The following is a 17,149-nucleotide window of genomic DNA, read 5'->3' as shown; positions in this document are numbered from 1 at the left end:
GCGATCAGTTGAAGACCCATTCCGCGCCGACGGTCGCGCCCACCCCGGCACGGCTGGTCGCCACGCCGCCGGTGATGCTCCAGGCGTTGTTCTCGGCGGTGCGCCGGAAGCTGATGCCCACCGCGTTCTCGCCCTTGAACGAACCCGCGCCGATGCGCATCACCGTTTTGCCGGGCACGTAGCTGCCGGGCATCTGCAGCGCCATGGCCGCGGCCACGCCGGCATAGGCGTTCTTCTCGACGCCGTCGATGCGGTCGTTGACCGCGTTGATGCGGTTGTTCAGGCCGCCGCCGAGCGCGTTCAACTGGTTCACGTTGACCGCGTCGGTGCCCGCCACGCCCGGCGCCACGTTGTGCACCGTGACCGGCCCGGTGGCATTGCTGCCGCCCATGCTCACGCTGTTGTAGTTGACCGAGCCATCGGGGTTGCTGTCGTACTTGACCGTCGACTGGTCGATCGCCGCCACCGTGCCCTGCACGCCCCGCAGCTGCGAGACGTTGACCGCGTCGCTGTCGGCCGTGCCCGCGGCCACGCCGGTGATCTGGCGGAACTGTCCGCTCGCCGCGTTGCCCACCGAGACGGCCGCCAGCGTGCTGGTGGTCGCGCCGATGGCGATGCGTTGCGCGTCGGTCGCCGTCGGCGGCACGTAGCCCGCCACACCGGCCGCCGTCGAGGCCACCGAGCCCGCGCCCAGTGCCACGCCACCCGCCTGCGTCACGCTGCTTCCCGCGCCCATCGCCACGCCCTGGACGCCGGCCGCCGAAGCGCCCGTGCCCATTGCGATCGAATCGGCCAGGTGCGACGTTGCGCCCTGCCCGACCGCGATGCCGCCCGGTGCGCTCTGCTGCACCACGGCCCCGTTGCCGATACCCACGCCGTTGTTGCCGTTGACCACCGTCTGCGGCCCGACCGCCACCGACTCCGCGCCGACCGCGAGCGAATCCGCCGCGCTGGAGTTGGCATGGAAGTACTTGATCGGCGTGACGGCGAAGGACTGCAATGCACCGCTGAGCTGCCGCACCGTGACCGCGTCCTGCGCCTGCGTGCCGTCCGCCACGTTGGTGATCTGGCGGTAGGTGGTGGCGCTGCCCACCGACACCGCGCCCAGCAGCGTGCGGTCGGCGGTGTTGAAGGGGATCAGCGCGCTGCCAGCGGGGATGTTGCCGCTGCTGCTTGCGATCGCCCGGTCGGACACCGCGCCCGAGCCGATGGCCACGGCGCCGTTGACGGTCGCGCTGGCGTCCTTGCCCGATGCGATGGCGTCGGCCCCCGTGGCACCGAGGTTGTCCTCGTTGCCGCCGCCGGTCGAGTTGACGCTGTAGTACCTGATCTTGTTGGCCGTGACCGTGGTGCTCAGGTTCTCGATCGACTGGTTGGTGGCGAAGAGCTGCGAGCCGTTGATCGCGTCGGTCGAGCTGCCGGAGATCCGGCCGGCCGCCACATTGGTGAGCGTGCGTTCGCCACCCACCGTGCCGACGCTGACCGTGCCGATCGGCGAGACGCCCTGGAAGTTGTAGGTCGTGCCGTTGATCGTCGTGCTCGATGTGCCCACCGCGGTCGCCGTGACCGAACCTGCACCGAGCGCCACACTGTTGGCGGTGCCGGCTGTCGCACCCAGGCCCATCGCGACGCTGGAGTTCCCTGCGGCGGTCGCGTTCTTGCCGGATGCGATGGCGTCGGTGCCCGTGGCGCCGAGGTTGTCCTCGTTGCCGCCGCCCGTCGAGTTGACGCTGTAGTACCTGGTCTTGTTGGTGGTGACCGTGGTGCTCAGGTCCTCGATCGACTGGTTGGTGGCGAAGAGCTGCGAGCCGTTGATCGCGTCGGTCGAGTTGCCGGCGATCCGACCCGCCGCGACGTTCGTGATCGTGCGCTCCGCGCCCCCCGAACCGACGCTGACCGTGCCCACCGGGGCGACGCCCTGGAAGTTGTAGGTCACGCCGTTGATCGTCGTGCTGGCGGTTCCGACAGCCGCGGCTGTGGACGAGCCCGCACCCAGCGCCACGCTGTTGGCCGTGCCGGCCGTCGCGCCCAGGCCGATGGACACCGCCGAAGCACCGGCCGCTGTCGCGTTCTTGCCGGACGCGATGGCGTCGGCGCCGGTCGCGCCGTCGTTGGCTTCGTTGCCGCCGCCGGTCGAGTTGACGCTGTAGTACTTCGTCTTGCTGCCGGCCACTGTCGTGTTCAGTTGGTCGATATTCACGCCGTCGGTGCCTGCGACGCCAGGTGCCACGTTGGTGATCACCTTGCCGCCCGCATCGATGCCGGTCACGGTCACGCTCGGACCGCCCACGATGGTCAGGCCACCGTTGTCGATCTTCGTGTTGCCTGTGGTCACCGAGTTGAAGATCGGATCGGCGACGACATCGACCTTGATCTGGTTGCCCGTGCGTGTGACGGTCGTGTTGCTGCCGTCAGCGAAGTCCGCAGTCCCCCCCGGGGCGATGTTCTGCGGTGTCGCTTCGCCATTGGCGCTCAGGTTCCAGCCTTTGCCCGCTGTCGTCGCGACGTCGGCGATCGACTGGTTGGTGGCGAACAACTGCGAACCGTTGATGGCGTCGGTCGAGGTGCCGGAGATCCGGCCGGCAGCGACGTTCGTGATCGTGCGTTCGCCGCCCACCGAGCCGACGCTGACCGTACCCACCGGCGCCACGCCCTGGAAGTTGTAGACCGTGCCGTTGATCGTCGTGCTCGCGGTTCCCACCGGCGTTGCCGTGACCGAACCCGAGCCCAGTGCCACGCTGTTGGCCGTTCCCGCTGTCGCACCCAGGCCCATCGCGACGCTGGAGTTCCCTGCGGCCGTGGCGTTCTTGCCCGAGGCGATGGCATCGGTGCCAGTGGCCCCGTTGTTGGTCTCGTTGCCGCCACCGGCGGAATTGACGCTGTAGTACTTGGTCTTGCTGCCAGCCACAGTGGTGTTCAGCTGATCAACATTCACGCCGTCAGTGCCTGCAACGCCCGGCGCCACGTTGGTGATCTGCGTACCACCGGCATTGATGCCGGTGGTTGTGACGCTCGGACCGCCCACGATGGTCAGGCCGCCGTTATCGATCTTGGTGTTGCCCGTGGTCACCGAGTTGAAGGTCGGATCGGCCACCACATCGACCCGGATCTGGTTGCCCGTGCGCGTGACCGTCGTGTTGCTGCCATCAGCGAAGTCGGCTGTACCGCCCGGAGCAATGTTCTGCGGCGTGGCTTCGCCGTTGGCGCTCAGGTTCCACCCCTTGCCCGCCGTCGTTGCCACATCGGTAATGGCCGCGTTGGTGGCGAACAGCTGCGAGCCGTTGATGGCGTCGGTTGAGTTGCCTGCGATTCGGCCAGCAGCAACGTTGGTGATCGTGCGCTCGGCGCCTCCCGAACCCACGCTGACCGTGCCCACGGGCGCAACGCCCTGGAAGTTGTAGACCGTGCCGTTGATCGTCGTGCTGGCGGTTCCCACCGCAGTCGCCGTCGAGGAGCCCGCGCCCAATGCCACGCTGTTGGCCGTACCGGCCGTGGCGCCCAGGCCCATCGCGACACTGGAGGCTCCTGCGGCCGCGGCGTTCTTGCCAGACGCGATCGCATCCGCACCGGTGGCGCCGTCGTTGGCTTCGTTGCCGCCGCCCGTGGAGTTGACGCTGTAGTACTTGGTCTTGCTGCCAGCCACTGTGGTGTTCAACTGATCGACGTTCACGCCATCGGTGCCTGCAACGCCCGGCGCCACGTTCGTGATCTGCGTGCCGCCAGCATTGATGCCAGTGGTCGTCACGCTCGGTCCGCCCACGATGGTCAGGCCGCCGTTGTCGATCTTCGTGTTGCCGGTCGTCACCGAATTGAAGACCGGATCTGCAGACACATCGACCCGGATCTGGTTGCCTGTGCGCGTGACGGTTGTATTGCTGCCGTTGGCAAAGTCCGCCGTCCCACCCGGCGCGATGTTCTGCGGCGTCGCCTCGCCATTGGCGCTCAGGTTCCAACCCTTGCCCGCCGTCGCCGCCACATCCTCGATGGCCGAGTTGGTCGCGAACAGCTGCGAGCCATTGATCGCATCGGTCGACGTCCCGGAAATCCGCCCTGCCGCCACATTGGTGATCGTGCGCTCCGCGCCTCCCGCGCCCACGCTCACCGTGCTCGTCGGCGCGATGCCCTGGAAGTTGTAGAGCTTGCCGTTGATCGTCGCGCTCGGCGTGCCGACCGCCGTGGCCGTGACCGAGCCGGAGCCCAGTGCGACATCGCCCGCGTTGTTGGCCACTGCCGTGTCGCCGAACGCCACCGCGCCCGCGGCCAGCGCCTTGCTCGTGCTGCCGATCGCGACGCTGCCCTGGCCGACCACCGTGTTCTGGAAGCCGATGCCGACCGCGCCCTGCGCCGCCGTGCCGGGGACGCTCACGTCCTGCCCGCCACCGCCGACCTTGTTGGTGTTGCCCATCGCCACCGAGCCGTTGCCGGTGGCGGTGTTGTCCTTGCCGTTCGCGATCGCGCCATCGCCGGTGGCGGTGTTCGGATCGCCGATGGCCACCGCTCCGTTGCCGTTGGCGACGTTGCCGGAACCGATGGCCACCGCCTTGCCGCCGGTGGCGGTGGAGCCGTTGCCGATGGAGACGGCATCGGCGGAATCGGCGGTGGCATTGGTGCCCATCGCGATCGCGTTGAGCGCCGAGGCCTTGGCGCTGTTGCCGATCGCGACCGCCTGGGCGGCGGATGCGAGGGCGAGCGCGCCCACGGCGGTCGCGTTCTGGCCGCTTGCCGACGTGCCGAAGCCCAGCGCGGTGGATCGCGTGAGCGTCGCCGCGGCGTTGTTGCCCACCGCGACCGCGCCGTCGGCCGCGGCGCTGGCGCCCGACCCCGCCGCGACCGAGCCGACGCCGGCCGACACCGCCTGGTTGCCCATGGCCAGCGAGAAATCCGCCGACGCGTTGGACAGGTTGCCGAACGCGGCCGAGCTGGTTCCTGCAGCGTTGGCCCGGGTGCCGATGGCTGCGGCATCGGCGCCGCTTGCACTGACGCCCCAACCGCCGGCAAACGCCCGGCCACCGCTGGCGCTCGAGCTGACGCCGAGCGCCGTGGAGTTTCCTCCCGAAGCGTTGGCAAAGGTGCCCAAGGCGCTGTCCCCGGCCCCGGTGGCCGTGGCGGAAGCGCCCAGCGCAACCGTATTGATGTTGCCCGCAACCGTACCGGTCCCCAGCGCCATGGCAGAGGTGGCCGATGCCGCGGCGTTCGGGCCGACAGCCACCGAGCTCGCCCCGGTCGCCTTGCTCTGGAAGCCCACGGCGGTGGCGTTGCCGTTCGACGCGGTCACGTCCGTGCCGATGGCAATCGCGCCCACGCCCGTTGCTCCCGTTCCCGCCGCGGTGCGCGAGCCGATGTAGACCGAGTTCAATTGGTTCGCGATCGACTGGAAACCGACGGCAACGGCGTTCTGGGCACTTGCAGTGGCGGTATTGCCCTGCGCCACGGCATCCAGGCCGGATGCAGTGGCCTTGTATCCGAGAGCGAGGCTGCGCAATCCGGTCGCACTGGAGGCGGCGCCGACAGCAGTAGCGAGGTCTCCACTGGCGAGAGCAAAACTGCCAACCGCAATGGCGTTGCCGCCGCTCGCGGTCACGTCCGTGCCGATGCCGATGGCGCCACCGGCCAACGCGCCGGTCGTGGGACCCGTGCGTGCACCCAGGTAGATGGAATTGATGGCCGAGGAAAATGCCCCGAAGCCCAACGAGATGGAGTTCTGCCCGGCGCTGTGGGCGGAGTACCCGACTGCGAGGCCCCCCAGAACATCGCTCACGGCGAGCGAACCCAGCGCCGTGGCACCAATGCCCGATGCCTTGGAGCTCAGGCCCATGCACGAGGCGGTGCCGGCGTACGCGTTGTAGGGCGCCACGCTGCAATCCACCACCTGCGCCTCGGCGAAAGATGTCCACCCGATGCCGCTGAGGGCGATCAGCGCGGTCGCGAGTCGCGGTCGCAGCCGTCGCGCCGGACGCGCTGCAAGCACGCCCCCCGGCGCGGATAGCGCCACGTGACTGCCGGCGCGTTTTCCGCGGGCGTGGGAAACCTCCGATGCCGCAACCCAGGCACCAAGGGACTCATTCCAGAGCGAGCGGTAAGTTCTATTCATGGGATCCATCCATCCGTTGAAAAACCATTGAATGGCAGGCGCCATTCCGCTCCCTGGGTATTTTTTTGAAATTAAGTTTTGAAATTAATCTTAATAAATGAATGGGTCAGCGCAATGGGACTTGTCGCATTTTGGAGTCATCTTGTCGAATTGATTTGAATTTTCAATTGACCATGAAACTCGAATAGTAATATTAAGTTACTAATTGAATAAACTTCTTACCATATTCAATCGCAGGCTTCAATGTAGTTATTATTTCTAATCATTGTTTTGGCATCAATCTATATCAAAATCGTGATCACTCACGGGAGAACCACTCATTCAAGCGGCTCCTCAGTTACCGCTCAATTGTGAAAATAGTACTTATTCGGCCGCAAATAAATATCAATAAAACACACAAATCCAATTGATCAACGGGAAAGAAACGTCAGTGCCCTCTGCACGAAGTCGGTGTGAAACTGGAATACCGCGCCATGTCCAGCATCGGGATAAATGACGAGTTCGCTGTTTGGCAGGCGCCTTGCCAATTCATGCGTATTGCTGCTCGGCACCATGCGGTCTCCGTCGCCATTGGCGACCAGAACGGGGTGGTGAATCCCGGAAAGATCTACAAACTTTTTTCTGCCCCACCGGCGCAGGGCTTTCAATTGCGCCTGCAGCGCCGCCACCGTGATGGCCTTGTCGCGGTTGTCCGAGCGCTCTGTCAGGCGCTGGAGAAACGCCTTGCCCGCGCGGATGCCGTCGGGCGTGCGGGTGAAGAACAGGAACTGCTTGGGGTCCCGCCCGGTGACGAGGCCCCTGAACATGTCGAAGTACGTCACCCGGGCCACTTTGGCGATACCTTCGCCGCCCGCCGGCCCCGTTCCCGTGAGGATCATCCGGCGCACGAGCTCAGGCGCCATGCGCACGATTTCCTGGGCCACCATGCCGCCCATCGAGAAGCCGAAGAGATCGACCGGCCCGAGCCCCAGGGCCTGGATGAAAGTGATCGCGTCGCGGGCCATGTCTTCGATCGACGCCGCCGGGGCGCCGCTCGATGCGCCGACGCCCCGGTTGTCGAAAGCAATCACGCGATGCCGTGCAGCGAAGCCGTCGACGACGCGCGGGTCCCAGTTGTCCAGCACGGCGGCCAGGTGGATGAGGAACACCACCGGTGGTCCAGGGTTCTGCGTGCCCAGCTCACGGTAGGCGAACCGCACGCCACCTGCGGTGACCGTGCGCGTCGGCACGTTCTTCCAGGTCACCGGTGGCTCCTGCTTCATGACACCACCAAGCCGCGCTTGACCTGCTGCGTGATTTCGTCGGCAAGCACTTCGTCCTGGCCGGCTTCGAGGCCGTCGAGCGCACGGCGGACGATGTCCTCGGGGCTGGTCTTGGGCACGTCGAAGCTGCTGGTCATGTCGGTGTCGACGTAAGCCATGTGCAGCCCCAGCACCTGGGTCTTCTGCGGTGCGAGTTCGCTGCGCAGTGCGTTGGTGAGCGACCAGGCCGCGGACTTGCTCGCCGAGTACGCGGCCAGATCGCCGCCGTTCACCCACGAGGCGACCGACAGCACATTGAGCAATCCGCCGCCGCCGTTGGCCGCGAGCGCCGGCGCAAAGGCCTTGCTCATGCGCAGCACGGCAAAGAAGTTGGTCTCGAAAATGCGGCGCGCAACCTCTTCGCTGTCCGGCGCCAGGAAGCCTCCGGCCTGCGCGATGCCGGCGTTGTTGATGACCAGCGTCACGTCGGAGGCGAGCGCCGCGGCGGCAGCCACCTCATCGGGCTTGTTGACATCGAGCCGCAGCGGCTCGACGCCTGCCTGCGTGATGGTGGCGGGATCGCGTGCACCGGCGTAGACCTTGCGGGCGCCGCGGGCGAGCAATTCGCGCGTGAATGCGAGGCCGATACCGCGGTTGGCACCGGTGACGAGGACGACTGCGTTTTCGATCTTCATGAAATATCTCCAGGGGGTTGCGGGTTGAAAAACAGGTTCACTTGAGCTTGATGACGACCTTGCCCTTGGCACGGCCGGCTTCGACATAGGCGAGGGCCTCGTTGGTCGAGGCGAACGGAAAGATGCGATCGATCACCGGCCGGATGGCGCCGGCCTCGAGGAGCCGGGTGATCTCGCGCAGCTGGCCGCCGTCCGCCCGCATGAAGAGGAACGAATAGCCCACGCCGCGCGCGCGCGCCCGGCGCCGGATGCCGGCGCTCAGCAGCCGCATGACCAGCCTTACGAAACCCGGTGCCGCGATCGACTTGCCGAATTCGGGATCGGGCGGCCCCGAGATGGAGATGAGCTTTCCGCCGCGCTGGAGCACGCGGAGGGACTTCTCGAGCGTCTTGCCGTCCTGGCTGTTCAGCACGACGTCGCAGCCGCGGAGGATGTCTTCGAAATCCTGCTTGCGGTAATCGACGACGACGTCCGCGCCCAGTCGCTTGACGAACTCGACGTTGGACGTGCCCGTCGTGGTGGCGACGGTGGCGCCCAGGTGCTTCGCGAGCTGGATCGCAAAGCTTCCCACGCCGCCGGAGCCCGCCTGGATGAAGACCTGCTGCCCCTTCTTGAGCCCGGCCTTCTCCACCAGCGCCTGCCATGCGGTGAGGCCGACCAGCGGGATGGAGGCGGCCTCTTCCATCGTGAGGTTCGCGGGCTTGAGCGCGAGCGAGGCTTCCTTCACCGGCACGAACTCCGCGAAGGTGCCGATGCGGAAATCGTCGGTCCGCGCATAGACCTCGTCGCCCACCTTGAACTGCCGCACCTGCGGCCCGGTCTTGACCACGACGCCGGCCACGTCGTGCCCCAGCACGAGCGGCAGGCGGTACGGCAGGATGAGCTTGAACTCGCCGTCCCTGATCTTGGCGTCCAGCAGGTTCACGCCCGCGGCGTGGACCTCGACCAGGACCTCGTCGTCGCGCAGGCTGGGCATCGGCATGTCTGCCGATCGCAGCGCGCCTTTCTTGCCGTATCGATCGAGAACAAAGGCCTTCATGGTGTTGTTTCCTTGGGGTTGGCGGGAGCAAAAATCGAATTTGGCATGATGCTCATCATATTTAAGGGCGAGCGAATGGGCGGCATTCGTCGGGGGGTGAAATCAGGCGTCGGCGGGAAGCAGCCGCTGCAGCGCGGTCTCGAGCAGGCGCTCGGACAGCGCGGGCTCGTCGACCGCGCGAGCGAGCGTCAAGGCGCCGACCATGGTGGAGATCGCCACGAGCGCCTGCTCGTGGGCGGCGGGCTGTCCCCAATCGGGCAACTGGCGGGCGACCAGATCGACCATCGCCTTGATGTGCCGCGTCGTCGCGCTGCGCACTTCGGGCGCCTGCCGCGGGGTTTCCGAGCCCAGCGCGGCCAGGGGGCAGCCGATGTCCGGATGCTCCAGGTGCTCTTTCGAGAGATAGGCGCGAAGCATGCGTTCCAGAGCCTTGCCGGTGGGCACGCTGGCCGCGGCATCTGTTGCCGCGACGGCCGCCTCCGCGCACGCACGAACGGCGGCTTCCGCCAGCATGGCTTCGCGCGACGGGAAGTGGGCGTAGAACGCGCCGTGCGTCAGGCCCGCCTCTTTCATGATGTCGGCGACGCCGGTGCCGTCGTAGCCGCTGCGGCGGATGGCCTTGGCAGCCACGGCCACGATGCGTTCGTGCGAAGCCTCCTTGGCGGCTGTCCTGGCGTTGATTTTTGCGTTTGACATGACGCGCATCATATCAAATGAGCTCAACACGCGCAAGGCAGCCGTCGGCTGCCCCTTCTCACCCCTCACCCCTCACCCCTCACCCCTCACCCCTCACCCCAGCGCGTCGTTCACCTGCTCGTTGAATTCCGTCTGGCTGAGCGCCGTGCCGATTTCCCGCGGCAGCGCATCGCGCACCGAGAACACGCCCAGGATCTTCGCCCCCGCAACCAGCGGCAGGTGGCGAAACCCGCGCTCCAGCATCAGCACGACCGCATCGGACACCAGCGTCTCGGGCGGCACGCAGATCGGGTTGGGCGTCATCACCTCGCGCACCGGCGTGCGGTCAGGGTCGAGGCCCTTGGCGAGCACGCGGGTCATCAGGTCGCGCTCGGTGAGGATGCCCAGCAGCGTGTCGGGCAGCTCCATCACGAGCACGCTGCCGCAGTTGGCGCGCGTCATCACGCAGGCGGCGTCGCGCACGCTGGCCTGCGGGCCCAGGCTGACGACGTGCTTGCGCGTGACGGATTGGAAAACGGTGCGCTCGGCCATGGTGCGCCCTCCAGAAGGTGAGGAAGATGGTGCCGCCGGCGCTTGCTCAGCGCAAGGAGGCGTTCAGCTTTTCCAGCGCGGTCGCGCCGGGGCACAGCGCGTCGGCTTCCAGCGTGTTGAGCGGGCGCTCGCAGGTGTTGAGCGCCGTGTGCAGGTCGGTGGCGAGCGGGTCGACGTAGAGCAGCCCGGTCACCACCTCGCCCATCTCGTGGTGGCGCTGCATGTAGGCCATCGCGGCGTAGCGGTCGCCGGGGTTGTAGTCGGGGTGCAGGCTGCGCAGGCGCAGCAGCGTGCCGTCATGCTGGCGCACATCCATCACCTCGCCGGGGCCGATGTCGGCGGTGATTTCTTCCCGCCCGCTGATGAAGTCGATGCGGCTCACCGCCTCGTTGTGCTCGCGAACGTAGTCGTAGCTCTTGGTGCTGCCCGGGTGGTTGTTGAAGGCGACGCACGGGCTGATCACGTCGATGAAGGCCGAGCCGCCGTGGCTGATCGCGCCCTTGATGAGCGGCACCAGCTGCGCCTTGTTGCCCGAGAAGCCGCGCCCCACGTAGCTCGCGCCCAGTTGCAGCGCCAGCGCAACCAGGTCCACCGGGCTGTCGGTGTTGACCACGCCCTTCTTGCTCTTGGAGCCCTGGTCGGCCGTGGCCGAGAACTGGCCCTTGGTGAGGCCGTAGACGCCGTTGTTCTCCACGATGTAGGCCATGCGCACGCCGCGCCGCATCGCATGCGCGAACTGGCCGAGGCCGATGGAGGCCGAGTCGCCATCGCCCGAGACGCCCAGGTACAGCAGGTCGCGGTTGGCGAGGTTGGCGCCCGTCAACACGCTGGGCATGCGGCCGTGCACGGTGTTGAAGCCGTGCGAGGCGCCGAGGAAATAGTCGGGCGTCTTCGAGCTGCAGCCAATGCCCGAGAGCTTGGCCACGCGGTGCGGCTCAATGTCCAGCTCCCAGCAGGCCTCGATGATCGCGGCGGAAATCGAGTCGTGGCCGCAGCCCGCGCACAGCGTGGAAATCTTCCCCTCGTAGTCGCGCCGCTTGTAGCCCACCTTGTTGGTGGCCAGCGTCGGGTGATGCAGCCGTGGCTTGGCGAGGTAGGTCATGCGGACTCCTTCATGTCGGCGGCAGAGGCCGGCTGCGTCTTTCGCACATGCGCTGCGATGGCCTGGCCGATGAAGCGCGCGGTGATCGGCGTGCCGTCGAAATGCAGCACGCGCACCAGCCGGGCCGGATCGAACTCCAACTCGTTGACCAGCAGGCTGCGCATCTGCGCATCGCGGTTCTGCTCGACCACGAACACCTGCCGGTGCGCCGCCAGGAACTGCGACACGCTCTCGGGAAACGGAAACGCGCGCAGCCGCATCGCATCGAGGTGGATGCCCTCTTCCTCCAGCGCCTCGAGCGCCTCGTGCATCGAAGGGCTGGTCGATCCGAAATAGATCACGCCCAGGTCGGTCTTCTCTGCAGCAGGCCGCAGCACCGGCTGCGGCACCAGCGTGGCCGCGGTGGCGAACTTCTTCAGGAGCCGCTCGACGTTGTAGATGTAGTCCGGCCCGCGCTCCGAGTACCGCGCGTAGGCATCGCGCGTGGTGCCGCGGGTGAAGTAGCTGCCCTTGCTCGGGTGCGTGCCCGGCAGCGTGCGCCAGGGAACGCCGTCGCCGTCCACGTCCTTGTAGCGGCCGAAGTCGCGGCCCGCCTCCAGCTCTTCGGCGGTCATGACCTTGCCGCGGTCGTAGGCCTTGGCGTCGTCCCATTCGAAGGGCTCGCACAGGCGCTGGTTCATGCCGATGTCCAGGTCTGTCATGAGGAACACCGGCGTCTGCAAGCGGTCGGCCAAGTCGAGCGCAGCGGCCGCATGCTCGAAGCACTCGTGCGGGTCTTCGGGGAACAGCAGCACGTGCTTGGTGTCGCCGTGCGAGGCGTAGGCGCACGAGAGGATGTCGGCCTGCTGCGTGCGCGTCGGCATGCCCGTCGACGGGCCGCCGCGCTGCACGTTGATGAGCGTGACCGGGATCTCCGCGAAGTACGCGAGGCCGATGAACTCGGTCATCAGCGAAATGCCCGGCCCCGAGGTCGGCGTGAAGGCGCGCGCGCCATTCCATCCGGCACCGACCACCATGCCGATGGAGGCCAGCTCGTCTTCGGCCTGCACGATGGCGAAGCGGTGCTGGCCGGTGGCGGGGTCCACGCGGAACTTGGTGCAGTACTTCTGGAACGCCTCGGCCACCGAGGACGACGGCGTGATCGGGTACCAGGCCGCGACCGTCGCGCCGCCGTACACGCAGCCCAGCGCCGCCGCGCTGTTGCCGTCCACGAAGATGCGGTTGCCCACGCGATCGCGGCGCGCCGCACCTGGATGCCGAGCGGTTCGCGCAAATGCTCGCGCGCGAAGTCGCAACCCAGGTGCAGCGCCTGCACGTTGGAGGCCAGCAGCTTTTCCTTGCCCTTGTACTGCTCGCCGAAGAGCTTCTCGACCACCTCGGGCTCGATGCCCAGCAGGATGGCGAGCGCGCCGACGTAGACGATGTTCTTGAAGAGCTGCCGCTGACGCGGGTCTTGATAGACCGCGTTGCAGATCTCGGTGAGCGGCATGCCGATCACGCGGATGTCGTCGCGAAACTTCGAGGGCGGCAGCGGCCGCGTGCTGTCGTAGAAGAGATAGCCGCCGGGCTCCAGTTCGGCCACATCGGCGTCCCAGGTCTGCGGATTCATCGCCACCATCATGTCGGTGCCGCCGCGTCGCCCGAGGTGGCCGGCTTCGGTCACGCGCACCTCGTACCAGGTCGGCAGGCCCTGGATGTTGCTCGGGAAGATGTTGCGCGGACTCACCGGCACGCCCATGCGCAGGATCGCCTTGGCGAAGAGCTCGTTGGCCGAGGCCGAGCCCGAGCCGTTGACGTTCGCGAACTTGATGACGAAGTCGTTGATGCCTTCGATCGGCGGAACGGTCGCGCTCATGCCGCCACCCCCTGCCCCTGCCCCGCCGGCGTCATCTTCAGCAGGAACTTCTGCATGTCCCACGCGCCCGTCGGGCAGCGCTCGGCGCACAGGCCGCAGTGCAGGCAGACGTCTTCGTCCTTCACCATCACGCGGCCGGTCTTGAGGCCGCCGGACACGTACAGGTCCTGCGTCAGGTTCAGCGCCGGCGCCTTGAGACGGGGCCGCAGCTCGGCCTCCTCGCCGTTGTCGATGAAGTTGATGCAGTCCATCGGGCAGATGTCCACGCAGGCATCGCATTCGATGCAGGCGGCCTCGGTGAACACGGTCTGCACATCGCAATTGAGGCAGCGCTCGGCCTCCTTGAAGGCGGTGGCGGCATCGAAGCCCAGCTCCACCTCCACGCGGATGCTCGCGAGCGCCGTCTCGGCCTTGGCCCACGGCACCTTGTAGCGCAGGTCGTTGGAGGTGTCGTTGTCGTAGCTCCACTCGTGGATGCCCATCTTCTGCGACACCAGGTTGGTCATAGGCGCGGGGCGCACGTACACCGGTTCGGCGCGCAGCAGCTTGTCGATCGACACAGCGGCCTCATGGCCGTGGGCCACGGCCGTGATGATGTTCTTCGGGCCAAATGCCGCATCGCCGCCGAAGAACACATTGGGCACGGTGGACTGGAAGGTGTTCTTGTCGAGCGTTGGCAAACCCCACTTGTCGAAGGCGATGCCGCTGTCGCGCTCGATCCACGGGAAGGCGTTTTCCTGGCCTACCGCGACCAGCACTTCGTCGCATTCGAAGAAAGTGTCCGGCTCGCCGGTCGGCACCAGCGAGCGGCGGCCCTTGTCGTCGTACTCGGCGCGGACCACCTCGAAGGTCATGCCCTTGAGTTGGCCCTGCTCGTGCACGAAGGCCTTGGGCACGTGGAAGTTGACGATCGGAATGCCCTCGTGCTGCGCGTCTTCCTTCTCCCACGGCGAGGCCTTCATTTCCTCGAAGCCGCTGCGCACGATGACCTTCACGTCGGTGCCGCCCAGGCGCCGCGCCGAGCGGCAGCAGTCCATCGCCGTGTTGCCGCCACCCAGCACGATCACGCGCTCGCCGATGCTCGTGATGTGGCCGAAGGACACGGAGTTGAGCCAGTCGATGCCGATGTGGATGCTGGCCGCCGCGTCCTTCCGGCCCGGCACGTCGAGGTCGCGCCCGCGCGGTGCGCCGCAGCCGACGAAGATCGCGTCCCACCCCTCGGCCATCAGCGCCTTCATCGAGTCGATGCGCTCGCCGCCGCGGAACTCGACGCCCAGGTCGAGCACGTAGCCCGTCTCCTCGTCGATCACCGATTCGGGCAGCCGAAAGCGCGGGATCTGCGTGCGGATGAAGCCGCCGGCCTTGGCCTCGCCGTCGAACACCGTCACCTCGTAGCCCAGCGGCGCAAGGTCGCGCGCCACGGTGAGCGAGGCCGGCCCCGCGCCGATGCAGGCGACGCGCTTGCCGTTCTTCGCCTCGGGCTTGGGCATGCGCTCGCGCACGTCTTCCTTCATGTCGGCCGCCACGCGCTTGAGCCTGCAGATCGCCACCGGCTCGGGCGCGCTGGCGTTGCTTTCCTCCACCCGTCCGCGCCGGCAGGCCGGCTCGCAGGGCCGGTCGCACGTTCGCCCGAGGATGCCGGGGAAGACGTTCGACGCCCAGTTGATCATGTACGCATCGCCGTAGCGGCGCTGCGCGATCATGCGGATGTATTCAGGGACGGGGGTGTGCGCCGGACAGGCGTACTGGCAATCGACGACCTTGTGGAAATAGGCCGGGTTGGCAATGTCGGTTCGCTGCAATGCGTTTCTCCTGACAGTCGCCCTGGCCCCGAAGGGGCCGGCTTGTGGGGTTTGGCGCAGTATGCGCCGCACAGGCGGCTGCACCGCCTTGGTGAAATCCCGCAGCAGCGCTCACATGGCACTCACATGGCGCTCACATAGAACCCGCCCGAACGATGTGCGCGCGCCACATTGGAATCGGCTTGCGCGCTGCCCAGACTGTGGTCGCCCACCGGGCCTGCATGCAGGCCGGCGGGTCAAAGACGGCCGGCAGCCTGCCTGGCGGCCATGACAACAGAGACAAACGGAGACTCCACATGATTCGCCACTTGCGCGCCGGCACCGCCTGCGCCGTCCTTGCCCTGCTGCAGTTGAGCGCCTGCGGGGGCGGGGGAAGCAACAACCCCGTGTTCACGCCCTTCCCTCCGCCCACGGCGACCGCCCCGCCGCCTTCCGAGCCGCCCCCGGCCGCGGCCTCGCCGCTGCAGCGCACCACCGTCTACGGCAGCGTGCTGGGCACCGACGATTCCGCGACGAACGGCACCTACAACTGGAAGGGCGTGCCTTTCGCCAAGCCGCCGGTCGGTGCGCTTCGCTGGAAGGCGCCGGTCGATCCGGAGCCCTGGACCGCGGTCAAGACGACGCAGAAGCTCGGCAACGCCTGCGTGCAGACCGGGCGCCTCTACGGTCCGGGCCAGAACAACCAGTACGACGCGACCATCGGCACGTCGATCGGCAAGACCACCGGCTCCGAGGACTGCCTGTACCTCAACATTTGGGCGCCCTCGACAGCCAAGGCGACCGACAAGCTGCCCGTCATCGTCTTCGTCTACGGCGGCAGCAACATCACCGGCTACACGGGCGATCCGGTGTACGACGGCGCCGCGCTCGCGAAGAAGGCCAATGCGGTCGTGGTCACGGTGAACTACCGCCTCGGCATCATGGGTTTCCTCGCCTCGCCGCAGCTCAAGACGGGCGCCGATGCGAACGACGACTCCGGCAACTACGCGATCCTGGACCTCATCAAGGGCATGAAGTTCGTCAACGCGAACATCGCGAACTTCGGCGGCGACCCGGGCAACGTCACGCTGATGGGCCAGTCGGCCGGCGCCGTGAACATCTACGCGCTGATGGTTTCGCCGCTGGTGGCCAACGCCAAGCCGGCGCTGTTCCAGCGGCTGGTTCCGCTGAGCGGCGGCGTCGCGACCGCCACGACCAAGCCGAACCAGGTCAATGCGCTGCTGAGCGCCCTGCTCGTGGCCGACGGCACCGTGGCGGACGACGCGGCCGCGGCGGCCTACATCGCCCGGCAGAGCAACGCCGATCTGGCCGCGTACCTCCGGTCCAAGAGCGCGGACACTCTGCTGCAGACGGTGCTCAAGAAGCTGGCGCCGCTGGGTCTCTCGGCCTCCAACCCGCTGAACGACGGCACGGTGGTCCCGGTCGATCCGATCGCGGCGATCAACGCGGGGCAGTTCCTGAAGGTGCCGGTGCTGGCCGGCTACACGCGCGACGAGACCAAGCTCTTCCCGCAGAACCTGGCCACCTCGCCCGCGTTCGGCGGCATCAGCGGCCGGCTCCTGGACGACCCCACGGTGTTCTCGATGGCCTACAGCTACGACCCGAACGCCGCGCCCACCACCTCGCTGGAGCAATGGATTCCCGGGCAGTACCTGCCCGTCACGACACCGGTGACCGGCTTCAACGCGAGAACCGACCTGTACAACCAGTACTTCTTCATCGCGCTGCGCAAGCAGATCTTTCCGGTGCTGCAGGCGCAGAACGTGCCGCTGTGGTGGTACCAGTTCAACTGGGACAAGTCGCCGGCGCCGTTCAACGACATCTTCGGCGCCGCCCACACCTTCGACCTGCCGTTCGTGTTCGGCAACTTCGGCCCGTCGCTCTATTCGAAGTTCGCGAACTCCAAGGCAAACGAGCCGGGCCGGCTGGAGCTTTCGGACGCGATGATGAAGAGCCTCGCGGCGTTCGCCCGCGGCGGTGACCCGAACAACGCGGCGCTGGGTGTCAACTGGCCACAGTACCCGGCGATGCTGAACTTCGATGCCTCGCTGACGGCCAAGGCGATCACGGTGCAGTAGCAGCTGCGGCGCGCACGGC

9 protein-coding genes and 1 pseudogene are annotated in these 17,149 nt (G+C 67.2%); 1 reads left to right on the top strand and 9 read right to left on the bottom strand.

The window, feature by feature from the left end; genetic code table 11:
- Positions 1-4 precede the first annotated feature (4 nt).
- From QF040_RS03335 to QF040_RS03295, 9 genes and pseudogenes are all read right to left on the bottom strand, one after another.
- On the bottom strand, positions 5-6,091 hold the full coding sequence (locus tag QF040_RS03335; protein WP_429609838.1) for an ESPR-type extended signal peptide-containing protein: 6,087 nt from the start codon (positions 6,089-6,091) through the stop codon (positions 5-7).
- Between the two features lie 410 nt (positions 6,092-6,501).
- On the bottom strand, positions 6,502-7,353 hold the full coding sequence (locus tag QF040_RS03330) for an alpha/beta fold hydrolase (RefSeq protein ID WP_429609837.1): 852 nt from the start codon (positions 7,351-7,353) through the stop codon (positions 6,502-6,504).
- Complete coding sequence (locus QF040_RS03325; protein ID WP_429609836.1) at positions 7,350-8,027, bottom strand: SDR family oxidoreductase; 678 nt, start codon at positions 8,025-8,027, stop codon at positions 7,350-7,352. The genes QF040_RS03330 and QF040_RS03325 overlap by 4 nt, the downstream gene beginning before the upstream one ends.
- A gap of 37 nt (positions 8,028-8,064) precedes the next feature.
- Entirely contained in the window at positions 8,065-9,066 is a 1,002-nt protein-coding gene (locus QF040_RS03320; protein WP_429609835.1) for an NADP-dependent oxidoreductase, read from the bottom strand.
- Between the two features lie 102 nt (positions 9,067-9,168).
- Positions 9,169-9,774 carry a TetR/AcrR family transcriptional regulator gene (locus tag QF040_RS03315; RefSeq protein WP_429609834.1) on the bottom strand — a complete coding sequence of 202 codons (606 nt, stop codon included), beginning with the start codon at positions 9,772-9,774 and terminating at the stop codon, positions 9,169-9,171.
- An 81-nt stretch (positions 9,775-9,855) separates the two neighbouring features.
- Positions 9,856-10,293, bottom strand: coding sequence for a CBS domain-containing protein (locus QF040_RS03310; protein ID WP_013540892.1), 438 nt, complete (start codon positions 10,291-10,293; stop codon positions 9,856-9,858).
- Between the two features lie 46 nt (positions 10,294-10,339).
- Positions 10,340-11,395: a 2-oxoacid:ferredoxin oxidoreductase subunit beta gene (locus tag QF040_RS03305; protein WP_013540891.1), complete on the bottom strand. Its 1,056-nt coding sequence runs from the start codon at positions 11,393-11,395 to the stop codon at positions 10,340-10,342.
- Positions 11,392-13,250, bottom strand: a pseudogene (locus tag QF040_RS03300) (2-oxoacid:acceptor oxidoreductase subunit alpha). The gene QF040_RS03305 and the pseudogene QF040_RS03300 overlap by 4 nt, the downstream one beginning before the upstream one ends.
- Positions 13,247-15,052, bottom strand: a complete 1,806-nt coding sequence (locus QF040_RS03295; RefSeq protein WP_429609833.1) for an FAD-dependent oxidoreductase — start codon at positions 15,050-15,052, stop codon at positions 13,247-13,249. The pseudogene QF040_RS03300 and the gene QF040_RS03295 overlap by 4 nt, the downstream one beginning before the upstream one ends.
- Before the next feature lie 296 nt (positions 15,053-15,348).
- Here QF040_RS03295 and QF040_RS03290 point away from each other — a divergent pair, with 296 nt between their 5' ends.
- Complete coding sequence (locus tag QF040_RS03290; RefSeq protein ID WP_429609832.1) at positions 15,349-17,130, top strand: carboxylesterase/lipase family protein; 1,782 nt, start codon at positions 15,349-15,351, stop codon at positions 17,128-17,130.
- The last annotated feature ends 19 nt before the right edge of the window (positions 17,131-17,149 follow it).

The organism is Variovorax sp. W2I14 (assembly GCF_050435205.1).
Taxonomy (GTDB): Bacteria; Pseudomonadota; Gammaproteobacteria; order Burkholderiales; family Burkholderiaceae_C; genus Variovorax; species Variovorax paradoxus_C.
Note: the sequence above shows the minus strand (reverse complement) of the source record. Positions and strands in the feature narration are given on the sequence as shown.